This is a genomic window from Aliidiomarina celeris, from assembly GCF_003316875.1.
Classification (GTDB): Bacteria; Pseudomonadota; Gammaproteobacteria; order Enterobacterales; family Alteromonadaceae; genus Aliidiomarina; species Aliidiomarina celeris.
The window spans coordinates 1-15,763 of record NZ_QMIL01000005.1; the positions used below are offsets into that span (position 1 = coordinate 1).

At 49.8% G+C, this 15,763-nt stretch carries 14 protein-coding genes; 7 read left to right on the forward strand and 7 right to left on the reverse strand.

The features are described 5' to 3' along the window. From DQW12_RS09965 to DQW12_RS09980, 3 genes are all read left to right on the forward strand, one after another. Positions 1–661 (forward strand): transposase (locus DQW12_RS09965; protein ID WP_232819946.1); only part of this gene is annotated, 661 nt, incomplete at its 5' end. A 75-nt stretch (positions 662–736) separates the two neighbouring features. Further along, the gene (prpF, locus tag DQW12_RS09970) at positions 737–1,909 is read left to right on the forward strand and encodes a 2-methylaconitate cis-trans isomerase PrpF (RefSeq protein ID WP_113907724.1); all 1,173 of its coding nucleotides are present in this window, start codon (positions 737–739) and stop codon (positions 1,907–1,909) included. Positions 1,910–2,425: 516 nt separating this feature from the next. Further along, positions 2,426–2,740, forward strand: a complete 315-nt coding sequence (locus DQW12_RS09980) for a HigA family addiction module antitoxin (RefSeq protein ID WP_113907726.1) — start codon at positions 2,426–2,428, stop codon at positions 2,738–2,740. A 33-nt stretch (positions 2,741–2,773) separates the two neighbouring features. On the opposite strand, the gene DQW12_RS09985 is transcribed toward DQW12_RS09980, so the two are convergent. From DQW12_RS09985 to DQW12_RS10010, 5 genes are all read right to left on the reverse strand, one after another. Then, a complete protein-coding gene (locus DQW12_RS09985; protein WP_113907727.1) occupies positions 2,774–3,016 on the reverse strand; it encodes a TIGR03643 family protein in 243 nt (80 codons plus the stop codon). After that, on the reverse strand, positions 3,016–3,792 hold the full coding sequence (gene ubiG, locus DQW12_RS09990; protein WP_113907728.1) for a bifunctional 2-polyprenyl-6-hydroxyphenol methylase/3-demethylubiquinol 3-O-methyltransferase UbiG: 777 nt from the start codon (positions 3,790–3,792) through the stop codon (positions 3,016–3,018). Before ubiG ends, DQW12_RS09985 begins: the two co-directional genes overlap by 1 nt. Before the next feature lie 146 nt (positions 3,793–3,938). Continuing rightward, positions 3,939–5,111 carry an ammonium transporter family protein gene (locus DQW12_RS09995; protein ID WP_113907729.1) on the reverse strand — a complete coding sequence of 391 codons (1,173 nt, stop codon included), beginning with the start codon at positions 5,109–5,111 and terminating at the stop codon, positions 3,939–3,941. A gap of 10 nt (positions 5,112–5,121) precedes the next feature. Further along, entirely contained in the window at positions 5,122–5,460 is a 339-nt protein-coding gene (locus DQW12_RS10000) for a P-II family nitrogen regulator (protein ID WP_113907730.1), read from the reverse strand. Positions 5,461–5,685: 225 nt separating this feature from the next. Next, complete coding sequence (locus DQW12_RS10010) at positions 5,686–6,987, reverse strand: TonB-dependent receptor domain-containing protein (RefSeq protein WP_113907732.1); 1,302 nt, start codon at positions 6,985–6,987, stop codon at positions 5,686–5,688. 178 nt (positions 6,988–7,165) lie between these two features. On the opposite strand from DQW12_RS10010, the gene DQW12_RS10015 reads away from it, so the two are divergent. Beyond that, positions 7,166–8,308: an alpha/beta hydrolase gene (locus tag DQW12_RS10015; protein ID WP_232819947.1), complete on the forward strand. Its 1,143-nt coding sequence runs from the start codon at positions 7,166–7,168 to the stop codon at positions 8,306–8,308. 43 nt (positions 8,309–8,351) lie between these two features. Next, positions 8,352–9,722 (forward strand): M28 family metallopeptidase, encoded by a 1,371-nt coding sequence (locus DQW12_RS10020; RefSeq protein ID WP_113907733.1) that lies wholly within the window; start codon positions 8,352–8,354, stop codon positions 9,720–9,722. Between the two features lie 56 nt (positions 9,723–9,778). Here DQW12_RS10020 and DQW12_RS10025 read toward each other — a convergent pair whose 3' ends face one another. Together DQW12_RS10025 and DQW12_RS10030 are read right to left on the reverse strand one after the other, a co-directional pair. Further along, positions 9,779–10,756, reverse strand: coding sequence for a 1-phosphofructokinase family hexose kinase (locus DQW12_RS10025; protein WP_113907734.1), 978 nt, complete (start codon positions 10,754–10,756; stop codon positions 9,779–9,781). Between the two features lie 41 nt (positions 10,757–10,797). Beyond that, the gene (locus tag DQW12_RS10030) at positions 10,798–12,090 is read right to left on the reverse strand and encodes a ribonuclease J (RefSeq protein WP_113907869.1); all 1,293 of its coding nucleotides are present in this window, start codon (positions 12,088–12,090) and stop codon (positions 10,798–10,800) included. Positions 12,091–12,302: 212 nt separating this feature from the next. Here DQW12_RS10030 and DQW12_RS10035 point away from each other — a divergent pair, with 212 nt between their 5' ends. After that, positions 12,303–14,375 (forward strand): bifunctional metallophosphatase/5'-nucleotidase, encoded by a 2,073-nt coding sequence (locus DQW12_RS10035; protein ID WP_232819948.1) that lies wholly within the window; start codon positions 12,303–12,305, stop codon positions 14,373–14,375. Positions 14,376–14,419: 44 nt separating this feature from the next. Further along, on the forward strand, positions 14,420–15,760 hold the full coding sequence (locus tag DQW12_RS10040; RefSeq protein WP_113907735.1) for an MFS transporter: 1,341 nt from the start codon (positions 14,420–14,422) through the stop codon (positions 15,758–15,760). The last annotated feature ends 3 nt before the right edge of the window (positions 15,761–15,763 follow it).

Sequence of the window (15,763 nt, forward strand, 5' to 3'; positions counted from 1 at the left end):
CGCGCGATATGGTCATGCTATGAGTCAGTATGATGACTTCCAAGTCTGGACTCCAGAGTCTAAACAGGCTCGAGAGTTACGCGCCATGCTGCGTCGCCTCGATGCCTTAGAAAAAGACAAACGAAGAGAGCAGAACCGTTTAGAGGCCTCTCAAATTAGCGGGGCTTCCGAGCGCGTGCTCGAGTCTATCGAAGCCATGATAGCGAGCCTAGAAGCCGAGATTAAGCGGCTGACATCGGATGTTGATAACCATATCGATGGCGACCCACAGCTCAAGAAAAACAAAAGCCTTCTGATGTCCGTGAAGGGTGTAGGCCACGTTATCAGCCGAGAGCTGGTGAGCTTATTCGCGGTGAAGCAATTTAAAACCGCAAAGCACTTTACTGCTTATCTAGGGCTCATACCTAAGCTCCAGGAGTCTGGGAATATGAAAGGTCGAGTTGCTTTGAGTAAACAAGGGCCTTCTCGAATTCGAGCGAAAATCTACATGGCGAGTGTCTCTGCTGGCACTCATAATCCAGATATTATTAAACAAAAACAACGGCTTTTAGCCGCCGGCAAGCTAAAAATGCAGGCGATAGGAGCTGCCATGCGTAAGCTGATGCAGATCTGTTACGGTGTAATCAAACACCAGCAAGAATATCGACCTCTAGCGACGTGAAATTATCGCTAGAAGTCGGTTGTGAGAGATGGTATCTACCGCGAAACACGCGAGCATCAAATTTTAAGGAACACTATGACGCACAAAGCGCAACTAAAAATCCCTGCTACCTATATGCGTGGCGGCACGAGCAAGGGTGTATTTTTTCGTTTAGACGATTTGCCAGAAGCTGCGCAGCAGCCGGGTGCGGCTCGAGACGCCTTGTTACTGCGCGTTATTGGCAGCCCAGACCCTTACGGTAAGCACACCGACGGTATGGGCGGAGCTACTTCGAGCACCAGTAAAACGGTAATCTTGTCGAAAAGTACACAGCCAGACCATGATGTAGATTACCTATTTGGTCAGGTGGCTATCGACAAACCCTTTATCGATTGGAGTGGAAACTGCGGAAATTTGACCTCTGCGGTGGGCTCCTTTGCGGTAACGGCTGGTTTAGTCGACGCAAGTCGGGTGCCAGAAAACGGTACCGCAGTGGTTCGCATTTGGCAGGCCAATATCAAGAAAACCATTATCGCCCACGTGCCCATTACCCATGGCGAGGTGCAAGAGACCGGCGATTTTGAGCTCGATGGCGTTACGTTTCCCGCTGCAGAAGTGCCTATCGAGTTTATGGATCCCGCCGACGGCGAGGGCTCTATGTTCCCGACGGGTAATGTGGTGGACGATCTGGAAGTCCCGGGCTTAGGTGTACTGAAAGCTACTCTAATCAACGCCGGTATACCGACCATTTTCGTCAATGCAGCGGACATCGGCTACACGGGAACCGAGCTTCAAGGTGCTATTAACGAAGACGCTAAAGCCTTAGCCATGTTTGAAAACCTGCGCGCTCATGGCGCAATAAAAATGGGGTTGATCAAGGATGTAAGCGAAGCCGAAGCGCGCCAACATACGCCGAAAATTGCCTTTGTGGCAGCACCGAAGTCGTACGTTTCTTCTAGTGGTAAAGATGTCGGCGAAAACGATATCGATTTACTGGTTCGCGCTATGTCTATGGGCAAACTGCATCATGCCATGATGGGTACAGCAGCGGTTGCCATTGGCGCGGCAGCAGCGGTTCCAGGCACGCTGGTTAACCTTGCGGCTGGAGGCGGTGAGCGCACTGCGGTTACCTTTGGGCATCCGTCCGGCACCTTACGGGTAGGCGCAGAAGCCAAGCAAGTCAACGGCGAGTGGGTAGTTACTAAAGCGCTCATGAGCCGAAGTGCTCGCGTACTTATGGAAGGTTGGGTTCGCGTTCCCGACGTTTAGGCGCCGGTTGCTGGCTAAGAAGTTGGAAGCCTCGCTTGACAGGGCGGGGAGCAGTCACTTTTATATATTTTGAATTCCGCAATTCTCGAATTGCGTGAAAACCGAGTTGCGGGAAAACCTAAACTAACTTAAAATCATTACCAATTAGGTAACGGTTTTTATACATCGGAACCAATCTAGCTCAAGGAGGAGCGGATGCCGATTCATCATTGGAAGTCTTTGTCACTTCAAGAGTTCTATTTCGGAGTTTGCGACGATTTACATATATTCCTTTTACCTCATTTGCGCCAACAGCTGCGGGACTCCCTAGATATTCTGGATTCGGCAATAACAGAGCGAGACCTGGAGCTAACTTGGGCGCGGAAGTATGCCGAGCCGTGTTCTTGGGTTATGCCTATTGGTTACAATGCCTTGGAAGTAAATGTACATGTAACCTTTAAATTTCGAAGAGCATATCCAGGAAGGCCTGCAGAAGTGTGGGATGTTGATATTTATGAACACAATTAGGAGAAGATCATGACTCAAATCAATGTAATGAAGCGTGTCGTGACGCATCCTGGACTATTTGTTCTTGAGCGTATTTTGCAGCCACATCAAATATCTTTAACAAAGTTTGCTGAATACTTGAAAGTAAGTCCTAAACATTTATCAGAGATTACTCGTGGTCTAAAACCTATCAGACCAAATTTGGCATATCGCATTGAGCTAGCGACAGGATACAGTGCCGAGATGTTTTTGGAATTGCAAATGAAACATGACTTGTCGATTGAAAGAGAACATGCTTTTGGCATAAGTCGTATTCCGCCATTCAGCGACAGGCTGGAGAAATAGCGCGGGGAATTAAAGCGAGTAGTAACCGCGAGCTCAGCGCTTATACTGTGTAGGACAATAAGCGCGGGTTACGTTGGGGGAGCGTAGGGCTAGATGTTTGGTTTTACGACCACTGACGCGGGTACGCCAGAGTTTAAAAGAGCTCGTTTTGAGCTCTTTTCTCATCAGTTTTATGACCTCTTTTTCCGCTAATCCATATAAACGCTCAATGGCTTCAAAGGGGGTGCGATCTTCCCACGCCATTTCGATAATGCGAGAGCGTTGTTCTTCGGTCATCACTGTTCTTTGCTCCCGTTGTTGTGCATCGCAAAGGCAAGGTAATTCACTTGGGCACTGTTACTTTCACGCCATATTTTGCTAAAGGGATTAAAATTTAGCCCGGTTACGTGGTTAATGTGAAATGCATGGGGTAGCAAGTACTCTTGCATACGGGCGGGGCGAACAAAATAGCGCCAGTTATGGGTACCCTTCGGGAGTAGCCGCAGCACATATTCCGCACCAATAATGCCAAATAAAAAAGACTTGAGCGTTTTATTCAGCGTTGCCAGTACCAGCAGGCCTTCGGGTTTACATAACCGACAACAGGTATCAATCAGTCCTTGCTGGTCTTCCACATGCTCGATGACTTCGGTGTTGAGTACAACGTCAAATTGCTGGTCGTGACCGAGCTCTTCGGCCAAGCAATGCCGGTATTCAACCTTCACCTTGCTTTGTTCGGCATGGGCTTGGGCGATACGAATACTGTATTCACTGCCGTCGATGCCAATGACTTCAGCGCCTGCGCGGGCCAAAGCTTCGGTTAATAGGCCGCCACCACAACCGATGTCTAAAATACGCAGGCCCTTGAGCGGTAATTGCTGGTTTAGTTCGCGTTGGAAATGCTCGGCAATACGCCGTTCAATTACAGCAAAGCGCGCGTGGTTAAACGCCAACACATGTTTGAATTTGCCATTTGGGTCCCACCATTCCGGCGCTAAGGCGTCGAACTTCGCGAGCTCTTCGGAGCGGGTAAAACTATTGGGGAGCGACTGACGTTGGCTGCGATCAAGCATGGTGTATGAAAGTTTAAAGTGGAATTATGTTTATTAAACGTGAGTATCGAAGGTTTGGTTCAGTGGCTACGCATTAGGTAACAAAAAAGCCCGCAGACATGCAGAGGAGCACATGCTGCGGGGGCCGAAAGCTGCTCTGTGAGGATTTAATTTTCCTTGCTGCTAACAAATTCTGGATAGGCTTCAACACCACAGTCGGTTAAGTCGGAGCCAATTCGTTCTTCGCTGGCGTTAATGCGAATACCCAAGGTTACTTTTAAGAACAGCCAAAGCACTAAGCTGGCAGTAAATACCCAGCTAAAAATAGCGGCGGCCCCCAACAACTGGGAGAGTATGTTGGCGTCGGCGCTCGTCCATGCGACGAGCAGCAAACCATAGAGCCCACAAACACCATGCACAGAAATTGCGCCTACTGGATCGTCAATGCCACGGCGGTCGAGGAACAGAATAGAGCCAACTACGATCACACCTGCACCCAATCCAATCAAGCAGGCAATCAGTGGCGTGGGCGCAGAGGGCTCAGCGGTAATAGCCACGAGTCCTGCTAATGCTCCGTTTAAAATCATGGTTAAGTCGGCTTTTTGCCATTTGAGCCGAACCAGTAAGAATGCACCTAAGGCGCCACTTGCGGCGGCAGCATTGGTATTCACGAATACCAGTGCAATGGCATTGGCGTTGTCGGTGCCGCTCAGTTGCAACTGCGACCCGCCGTTAAAGCCAAACCAGCCCATCCAGAGAATAAAAGTACCTAAGGTTGCCAGTGGCATGTTGGCACCGGGAATGGCACGGCTGGTACCGTCTTCTGCGTATTTGCCTTGGCGTGGACCGAGCAGTAATACCCCAGCAAGCGCCGCTGCAGCACCAGCCATGTGAACAATGCCAGAGCCGGCGAAATCGACAAAGCCAAGTTCACTTAAAAAGCCTCCACCCCAGCTCCAACTGCCTTGCACCGGATAAATAACGGCTGTGAGCACGAGGCAGAACAGTAGAAAGCTATTGAGCTTCATGCGCTCGGCCACCGCACCCGAAACAATCGACATGGCGGTGGCCACGAACACCATTTGGAAAAAGAAGTCGGCTTGTTGAGCGTAAGTTTCAACGTTGGGGGTTCCGTACATTAAGCGGTAGCCGATCACGAGATAAGCAATGCCGGCAATAGAGTAGAGCAGCACGTTCTTAACCAGTATTTCGGTGGTGTTTTTACTGCGCACCATGCCTGCTTCTAGCATGGAAAACCCTGCGGCCATCCACATCACCAGTGCCGCGCTCATTAATAAATAGAATGTGTCTACTGAGTAAGCCAGTTGTTCTATTGTCATGTTAGGCCTCTTAAATTGCGCTTTCGTTCGTTTCGCCGGTGCGAATGCGCACCGCATGTTCAAGGCTAAGTACAAATACCTTGCCGTCGCCGGTATTGCCCGTTCGTGCTGCGTTTTCAATGGCGCTGACAATACGGTCGGCGTCTTCCGACTGCACGGCAATGTCGAGGCGTGTTTTCAAAAGAAATTCGGCATGGTGAGGGGCGCCACGATAAAGTTCGTCATGGCTTTTCTGTTGCCCGAATCCTTTCACTTCGGTAATGGTCATGCCTTTGCAGCCAGCGGCTTGTAGGGCGTCTCGTACTTCCGGTAGTTTTGCCGGTTTAATAATGGCAATAATAAGTTTCATGGCAGGCGTCTCCGTGGTTCGTCGCGAAACTGCAATGGAACATGAGCAACCGCCGTGCCAATATTTATATCTTTGTTTTTAATGATATTTTTATAACACACCCCGTTCCGCTGCTGCATTTTTGTGCACGCTTGCACAGCATTGGTGCAAGTCCGCTCAAAAAAAATCCCTGCGAATGCAGGGCTTTGTTTATGTGCTAAGGGCACGGCGCTAAGGTTAGAGCGCCTAGAAGCGGCCTTTAAACCCTAAGGCTAAGGTTGGTCCATACTCTTCAAACTGTAAGGTATAGCTTGGTGTGCCTTGATAAAGTTCGAGTGGCTCGTCGGTAATGTTGGTTACTTCTGCCACCAGCTCGAATCCTTTGCTGAACTGATACGACGCGGTCCAATCCAATTGGGTATGCGCTTTTACATAAAGGTCGTAGCGGCTATCGTCGCCCACTTCTTGCAGGTACTTGTCGCGGTGTGTCCAGCTTAGGCGGGTACTGAATGCGCCTTTTTCGTAACCCACAAAGGCATTCGCGGTCAGTTCAGCGGCTTCCGGTAGTGCGAAGGTTTCGTTCGTGCGCTCGAGTAATTCAAGTTCTGTATCCAGCACGGTAAGGTTGGCACCCAGCAGTACGCCTTGCATAGGGCCGTCAACAAAGTTGTGCAACCAGTTTGCTTCTACGCCCATTACCGACGCTGAAGTGCTGTTGGTTGGTCGCGTTACGTCGAACCCTGCGTACTCGGGTACATTGTTCGAAGTCACTTCTACAACATAGTTGTCGATGTCTTTGTAGAAAGCGCCCAAGGTGAATACGCTCCCTTCGGCATAGTACCAGTCGAATACGAGGTCGAAATTCATAGCTTCGTAGGGGTCAAGATCTGGGTTGCCTAATTCAACTTCTAGGTCTTCGCGGTCAACCGATGCACGCGGCGAAATGTCTGAGAAACTGGGGCGTGCAATGGTGTTTGTCCATGCAGCGCGGAGCATCATGTCGGGCGTGAGGGTGTAGGCAATGTGATAGGCGTTATCTTCTGGATTGGCTTTGGCGAGGTGTCGTTTGTCGATCGTCGCACTAATGAGAACAAAGTTACTAAACTCGATGATTTCAGTTAGTTCGCTCATGAACGCAAGTTGATGCTGCCGGCTACGGAAAATATTGAACTGGCCAGTTCGGCGCCGAATCTCATTTTCATGCAATACTATTTGGTCATGGCCAAAATGGTTGAACTTAAACTTTTCGAGTGTAGGTACAATGACTTCGCTGTAGTGCCGTTTATGGAATACACAAAACGCGAGTACGAAAATAGGGTACTGTGGATCAATACTCTGCAGGTTGTGATTACCGCTTTCATCTACATAAACAATATATCTACTGAACTGGTCGTCTTTACCATTGATGTGGGGTTGATGTTTTCCGAGTTGAGCTAAATTATCAGGCGAAAACTCAAATAAAGGGAGCTGACCACTGGCTACTTGAGTTTTCTTCTTTTTCCATACCCCATTGCATGATTCCTCTGACCGCTCCACATGAGTTGACATTTTAGAGTTGCAATTCTCCATAATAGCGTCGTTGGGTCACTTTCTTCTACATAATGGTAGAATCCGTGGCGCGTTTGGGAATGATAAAGCGGGCAACTTGTAGTTTCGTTTGCCGCGCATTGTGCTACCCTTCATTTCCTTGTGAGAGCATTGAGCTTAAATTCAAAGGGAATCTGCGGTGGACAAACGATTCAAAGTGCTACTGACCACACTAATTCTGTTGGCCTCTTTTTTTTCTGTGGTATGTGGCGCAAGCACTTCATTTCAATTTTATTCAGAGCGACTGGGTGAAACGACAACCATAAGGGTGGCGTTACCCGAAACCTATGTGCATTCTTCACACTATGAGTATCCGCTGCTTTTGGTTATGGACGGTTCAACACAATTTAATCATATAGCGGGTAATATTGAGTTTCTGAGCACATTCGCTGAAATCCCCGACATGATCGTGGTCGGTGTCAGTGCAAATAGCCGTTTGCTGAACTTTACCCACACCGAGTTAGAACAGTTTGCGGGTCGCTCTGGTGGTGCGGAAAACTATACAAAATTCGTGTTTGAAGAGTTGCTGCCCAAGCTGCGTGAAGACTATCGGATTGCACCTCACGTGACAGTGACCGGACATTCGCTGTCGGGATTATACACGGCTTATCTAGCGCTCAATCACACTGATCGAATACAAGCCGCAATTTCTATCAGTCCTAGTTTGTGGTGGGACGATTTCGCTATTGTAAATGATTTGGCATCTCTTACGGCTGAAAGCGCCAAGGTTCGTTGGTTCGCTAGTATGGCTAGCGAACCTGACGAAATGGCCGAGGGTTTTAATGCTTTAGAAGCTGCACTCGGCGAGTTGTCTGACGGTAATTTAACTTGGCAGCTACGCCGATTTCCCGATGAAAGCCATGACTCAACACCGTTAATCGGCAATGTGGTGGGGCTTAGATCGGTTTTTCGAGGCTTTAATGCGGTCCTACAAATCGAGGTTAAATCACTCGAGCAGCTTACCAAATATTATGCAGAGTTCGCCGAAATTGCAGACTACAAACTGTCGATGTCTGTCCACCAGTATAATGTTTATGGCCTAAAAGCCGCCTACGAAGGCCAACTTGCTTGGGGCGTTGAAATTTTAGAGGCTGGTACAAAAGCGTTCCCGTATTCAGAGATATTATGGGATAGCTTAGCAACCGCTTATACCATGAATGATAATCGTGCAGGTGCTTTAACTGCGTCGGAAAAAGCTGTGGAATACGCAACAAAGCATGATTCGAAATACTTGAGTGAAATCCTGTTGCAAAACGCTAATTTGAAGCGAGACATACAATAGCGTTTGGGTTTATAAATAAAAAAAAGCCAAGAGGACGTACGCAATGATAGAACGAATGTTACCTAGCGCCGCCCTTGTTTTGATGAGTACAACGGCATTTCCGTCGGTTGACTATGTGGTTCAAGAAAAACTTCATACCATTGCAGCCGCACCTTCTGCCGCCAACATTGAGCGTGATATTGCCAAACTCGTGAGTTTCGGCACCCGTCATACTTTGTCTGAGACCGAGTCGGAGACACAAGGTATTGGCGCCGCTCGGCGTTGGATATTTGAAGAATTCGAGCGTATTTCGGCCGCCTGTGGGGGATGTTTAGAAGTGTATTACAGTACGGACGTGATTGAGGGCACGCCGCGTATACCGAATGCGACCGAGGTGGTAAGTGTGGTGGCCATTCAACGGGGTAAGAATGACCCGAATCGCTATGTACTAATGGCAGGTGATATTGACTCTCGCGCAACCGACATTATGGATTCCACCTCGGCAGCGCCGGGTGCCAACGATAATGCGTCGGGGGTGGCGGGAACACTCGAAGCGGCTCGTGTGCTTACCCAGTACGAATTTAATGGCTCTATTGTGTATGCAGCACTGTCGGGTGAGGAGCAAGGCTTGTTTGGTGGTCAAATTTTAGCGCGCCAAGCACAGGAAGAAGGCTGGCGCCTGCATGCCGTGTTGAACAATGACATGATTGGTAATATTGCCGGCATCAATGGCGTTATTGATAATACCTCTGCGCGTATTTTTGCCGAAGGCACGCGTATGAATGAAACGCCTGAGCAAGCCCGTTTACGCCGCTTTACTGGGGGTGAGGTAGACTCACCGAGCCGTAATTTAGCCCGCTATATCGACTGGATTGCAGATCGTTACATTCCAAACCTCGATACCATGGTGGTTTACCGTCTGGATCGCTTTCGTCGTGGTGGCCACCATCGGCCTTTTAACGACTTAGGTTTCCCCGGTATTCGCATTATGGAAACCAACGAGCATTACGACCGCCAGCATCAAGATTTACGCAACGAAGAGGGACGCCATTATGGTGACACCATTGAGTATGTGGATTTTGATTACGCTGCGAAGTTAACAGCATTGAATGCGGTTTCGTTGGCAAGCATGGCATGGGCACCAGCGCCACCAACGGGGGTTGAAATTGCTGGCGCAGTGAGCCCTCATACTACGGTAAGTTGGGACGCGCCGAGTGCAAAAGAGCAGGAAATTATTAAGGGGTACAAAATTTATTGGCGTTATACCGATCAGCCGCAATGGCAATTCAGCCGCGAAGTGGGCAACGTAACCGAGTTCACCTTAGAAAACGTAGTGATTGATAATTACTTCTTTGGTGTGGCCAGTATTAACAAAGACGGTATTGAAAGCCCGGTTGTGTTCCCAGGCCCTGCCGGCACCTTTGAAGTGCTGTAATTCGTGTTTTAGAGCGCCGTTGCAGGGGTAGCCTATACCGCTGCAATGGCATAGCTTTAATCTTTTAGCGACTCACAGTGCACTTCTTTGCACATGCGTTCGAGCCAGTTTAAGTCTGTGAGCTGATTACCTTCAAGCTGCACGGTTACTGCGGCTGCAGCTACCCCGTAATGGGCTGCGGTTTTGAGCTCGGCGTCTTGATTGAGTTGGTGTACGAGCGCCGACATGAAGCTGTCGCCAGCACCCACATGACTTACAATATGAACCTTCGGCGCCGTGTAAAGATAGGCCTCGCCGTTAGCACTCACAAGCATAGCGCCGCCACGGCTTAAGGTTACAATAAGCACCTGTACCGCACCTTTTGCCACCAATCCCTTCATTTGTTGATACAAGGTTTCCATGTCGGCGTGTTCGTCGAAGCCACTGGGGTTGTTATTAAACGTGTTGGCTAACGAAGCAAATTCTTTGCGATTCAATTTGGCTAAATAGGCTCCTGCAAACAGGCTTTCAGACAATGCGGGACCAGACGTGTCGAGCATGACCTGAGTGCCTTTTTGATTGGCTTTGGTAATCACCTCGCGGTAGAAAGTAACCGGTACGGTGCTCGGCAAACTGCCACTAAGTACCAAATAGCGAGGCTGCGGCGCACAGCTAAAAATAGAGTCTTGGCATTGCTGGAACTCTGTCTCAGAAAGTACAGGGCCTGGAAAAACAAAATGGTGCATAACCTTGCGCTTACGCTCGGTAATGGCAAAGTTTTGTCGTGTTTCGTCAGCAACCTCAATTGCGGTAAAAGGTGTTTTATCCGCCGCTAATAATTTCTTTAGGAGGGCGCCATTTACGCCACCGGCGGGAAAAACAGCCATGGTTTGACTGCCCATGCGTTGAATGTTGCGAGCAACATTGATTCCGCCGCCTCCGGGTTCAGACGAAGCTTTGTCGCAGCGACTTTTCGAGTCATCAAAAATTTCGTCGGTAACACCAAAAACATCAACCGCCGGATTCATAGTAAAGGTCACAATATCGATAGACATGATTGCATTCCTTGTTGAGTTACCCAGTTAAGTTACCCGGTTTAATTCGCCGAAAACTGCAGCGGAATACGCCCAGTTTTCACCACATTTTTCTGCAGTCGCGGTTCGGGTGCAATAACGTATAAGTCACCATTTCTGCCAGAGAAGCTAAACTCAATACCGCGTTCGCTGGCGAGTTTTTGGTGGAAATCCAAATGCTCGGGTTCACCATGAGTTGGAATTGCTATTTTGGGTTGTACCCAGTCGTAAAGCAGTTTGAGCTCTTCTTGGCAGGGGTGGCCACTGGCATGAATTGGGCGCGCTGTTTCATGCGCCTGAATAACGTTGAAGCCGCGCGCTTTGAGTGCGCGAACCAAAGCGGCTATAGCGTCCTCGTTGCCGGGAATAATCATTGAGCTAAAGATAACTCGGTCGCCCTTTTCAAGCTGTAAATCACGAAAACCGTCGTTTGCTAAGCGGCGTAATGCTGCGCGCGGTTCACCTTGGGAGCCTGTGGCCACGGCCAGCACTTCTTCCGCGGGGAGATAGCCCAAGTGGCGCTGATCGGCCACTGGAATGTCGGCAGGCCAATACCCAGTAGTACGCGCTATACTCACCATGTTCTGCAATGAACGACCGATAGGCGAGAAGTAGCGGCCGGTTTCTTTGGCAATTCGGCCTAACGTAATTAAGCGGGCAATATTGCTACTGAAACAGCTTACCACGACACGGTTACGGGTTTCGCTAATGAGTTTTTTTAACTCCGGATACACGGCCGCTTCCGACGTTGAGTAACCTGGCTTGAGGGCATTAGTGGAGTCGCAGACCATGGCGCTAATGCCTTGTTCAGCCATGCGCTCAAAGGGGCGGCTTTGGAACTTTTTGCCTAATACAGGGTTGGCGTCGATTTTCCAGTCGGCGGTGTGAAAAATAGCACCTGCTGGTGTACGAATAACCAACCCGTGGGGCTCTGGAATAGAATGCGTGGTGGCCAACCATTGCACTGAAAATACGCCAATGTTTTGTGTGTCGCCGGTGTTTACTTCAATAATGGGTACCTGGTCGAGCAAATTAAATTGCTGGAGTTTGCGCCGTAGCACTTCGGCGGTAAAGGCAGTGGTGTAAATGGGGGCTTGAAAACGCTGCCATAAATAGGGAATGGCCCCCAAGTGGTCTTCATGGGCATGCGTAATAACAATACCTGCAAGGTGCTCTTTGTGTTCCACAATAAATTTAGGGTCGGCGGAAACCACGTCGAATAGCGTTGGGTTTTGTGTATTCAGTGGCTCTTGGAAGGTTACTCCGCAGTCGACCATAAGCCATTGCCCGGCATGGCCAAACAAATTTAGGTTCATACCAATTTCGCCGGTACCGCCGAGCGGAAGAAACCAGAGATCGCGTGGGCCTGGAATGAGGTAATTAATAAGCAACTCCTACTACTGCGGTAACGACCGATAAAGTGTAACCGAAAGCGCACGGCTGTGCATAAGAACATACTCATGAAAGTAGACATTCGCGCGGTTATTTGCTTTCATCGGGGCCTTCACAAAGGGTTTTGAGTATTTCCATGAAAACAACGACCATGCTTTTGCGTATTCCTTCGGTGTTGGCAGCTGCAGCGCTTTTACTGGGTTGTGCTTTCCCTCAGGAGGAAAGCACTACGGAAAAAACCTCAACGGCAAAAAACGCCGCATTTAGTGTGTACATTGCGCATGTGAACGACACTCATTCGGCTTTTGACCCTATCGGCGCTTCTGTTACCGCTAACTTCAACGCAGGATTAGCAGAACCGCATTTTGCCAAGGGGCAGATGCTGTACACCGAATTTGGTGGCCACCCGCGGTTACTGAGTAAGGTGGAGCGTTATCGTGCGCAAGCAGAAGCGGCGCAACAACCGTTTTTGTTATTGCATGGTGGCGACGCTTGGCAAGGCACGGCTTATTTCAAGTTAAATGAAGGTTTAATGAACGCCGACATATTGAGCCAGTTTGGTTTCGACGCGATGGCGCTTGGGAACCACGAGTTCGACCTCACGAATGCTCACTTAAATGCCTTTCTTGAGCGAGTTAATTTTCCAATGGTTGCGGCGAATATTGATACAACGGCCGACCCAGACCTTGCCGACCAAGCCAACTTAATGCCCTATGTGATTTACGCCATGAAAGGCAATGAGAAACAGCGCATAACGTCGCTCAACGAACTGCGCCAAGTAGAGCCTGACTATACTTTAGTGGCTCTGTTTGGGCTGGCGCTCGACAGTATGGCAACCATTTCTTCAAACACCGGCGCCGTACAGTTTTTTGAGATGGTGAGCGCAGCACAGCAAACCGTAGACGAACTTACCGTCCACGGCATTGAACATATTATTGCGGTAACCCATATCGGCCACAGTGAAGACCTGCGTGTGGCGCAAAACGTGAACGGGATCGACGCTATTGTGGGTGGCCACTCTCACACCTTGCTTGGCGATTTCACTAACCTTGGCTGGGACTTTCCGGGTGAATACGCCCAACGTGTTGTGAATCCCGACGGGCAAGGAACAACCTGCGTAGTGCAGGCGGGGCAATATGCCACGGCCGTTGGGTTGCTGAATATTCAGTTTGACCAACAGGGGCGAGTAGCGGCCTGTGACGGCGGCAATACCTTGTTAAGTGACGGCACCTTTTACTTGCAAAGCCGCCGTGCTGAGCGAGACAAAGCCAGCGATATTCAGCATCAGTACGTTGGTGCGTTTATTGCAACACAACGGAATATTGCCATTGTTGAGGAGCAACAACGCTTACGAGCGCATATTGATCAGTACTACAAACCAGCATTAAACGAAGCCTATGGCGACGTACTTGGTTTTGTGCCGCAAACCGTTACCCATGTTCGTTTGCCCGGGCAAGGGAATTCGGGAAGCCAAGGCTCTGGTTTGGCACCCTTGGTAGCAGAAAGTCAATTTCAATGGTTTATGCGCCCCGAGGTGCAAGCGCTGACTGGGCTTACTCCAGATTTTGCTTTGGTGGGTGCAGGCGGTATTCGCCAATCGCTGTCGCAAGGCGAGCTGCGTGAAGGCGATATTGCGCTGGAAATGCTGCCCTTTGCGTCGCCGTTGTCTATTGTGCCGTTAACCGGCCAGCAAGTGCATCACCTGCTCACCGAAGTGCTGCTGCAAGTGCTACCGGAAGGCGCACACGCAGGTAAGTTTCCTTATGGCGGGCGAATCCGCTACCATTTTCGGGAGCAGCAACGCGGTGTGAGCGGTGAATTGGTGTCTGTTGAGGTAAATAGGGGCACACTGGCAACGCCGAACTGGCAACCGCTCGACCTTAACGCACGCTACAATGTGGTAATGAGTGCCTATAGTGCTGCCGGAAACGACGGCTGGCTTGCCGTTTATGAAGCGCAGCGCGAGCAGTCGCAGCGTATTGATATTGCTTATGTAGACAACCAATTAACTGCGTTCAACGTAGAGCGCGTTAGCCAAGAGAACGGCCAGCGGTTGCAGACGCTTTATCGAGGTGAGGCGCTAAATTGCAGTGCGCCAGCGGTAAACTGTGCGCTCGACGCCAAGGCGTTAATTGAATTTTTTCGGGCAGACAGTGATCGCCTACAACCGCTGCCTTATCCGGTAGTGAACTTTGAACGCAGCCGCTAATCGCATTCGGGCGCAAGCCATTAAAATAACAAGAAGAGTAGCTTATGAACCACACCAACTCCCCGGCTAAAATGCCGTCGCCCGCCACTCGTTGGCTGGTGTTACTGTTTGTTAGCCTTGCCATGTTTGGCAATTACTATATTTACGACGCGCTTTGGCCGGTCGTGGACTTGTTGCGTAACGACTTAGGTTTTAGTTATGCACAAATAGGTCAGTTGTCGACCGCTTACAATATAGCGGCGCTGCTCGTGTTGTTGGCGGGTGGTTATATTATTGACCGTTTTGGCACGCGCACGGCCATTACCGTGTTTGCCATTGTGTGTATGGCAGCGGCAGCATTACGTGCTGCCTTTCCTTATTTTGAAACCATGTTGGCCGGGCAAATACTGCTCGGTTTGGGCGCAGAACCACTGATTGTGGCTGCTACGGCCACGCTGGCGAAATGGTTTCGTGGCCGCGAACTCAGTTTTGCTTTTGGCATTAACCTGTCTATTTCCCGCTTGGGTTCAGCCTCGGCCGACCTGTCTACTTCGTTTGCCAGCCCGCTCTATGTGAATTGGCAAGACCCATTATGGCTAGCAACCGCGGTGGCCGGCATTTCCGTAACTGCGGCTATTCTGTACTGGATTACCGAGCGCAGAGTTGAACAAGGCTATGTTTTAGGTAAAGCGGACGAAACGGAAAAGCTAGACTGGAAAAGCATTTACAAGTTTAGTGCGTCGTATTGGTACATTGTGGCGCTTTGCGTGGTGTTTTATGCCACCGTGTTTCCGTTCCGTAGCTTTGCTATTGACTACTTCCAAGAAGCTCACAATTTAAGCCGTGAAGCGGCCGGCATGTTAAGTAGTATGTTGCCGATAGCGGCAATTATAGCAACGCCGTTGTTTGGCCTCTGGGTTGACCGTGTTGGGCGCCGCTCGTTGTTTATGGCAGCGGGCTCATTGGTAATGTTGCCGTTGTTCTTAATGGTTACTTATTTACCGCCAGGGCCGATGATTGCTATTGGCATTCCGGGTCTTGGCAGTGAGTTGGTGCCGCTCTCTTTATTTGTGGTGATTTTAATGCTGGGCGGTGTTTTTTCGCTCATACCCGCCGTAATGTGGCCTTCAGTAGCCTATATTGTGAGCGACAACCGAATTGGCTCTGCCTACGCCTTAATGACCTTTTGCCAGCAGCTCGGCTGGGCGGTGGTACCGCCCATTGTGGGTTGGTTAAACGACACTTATCAAGCGGGCGCAGAAAATGTAGCGGGGTATGCGCCGGGTATGTGGTTCTATACCGGCTTGGCCGCTACGGGCTTATTCTTTAGCTTCAAACTCTGGCAGTCGGAGCGCGGCCCCAATGCCCATGGGTTAGAAACCATTACCGCGAAATCACAGAGTTAAGCG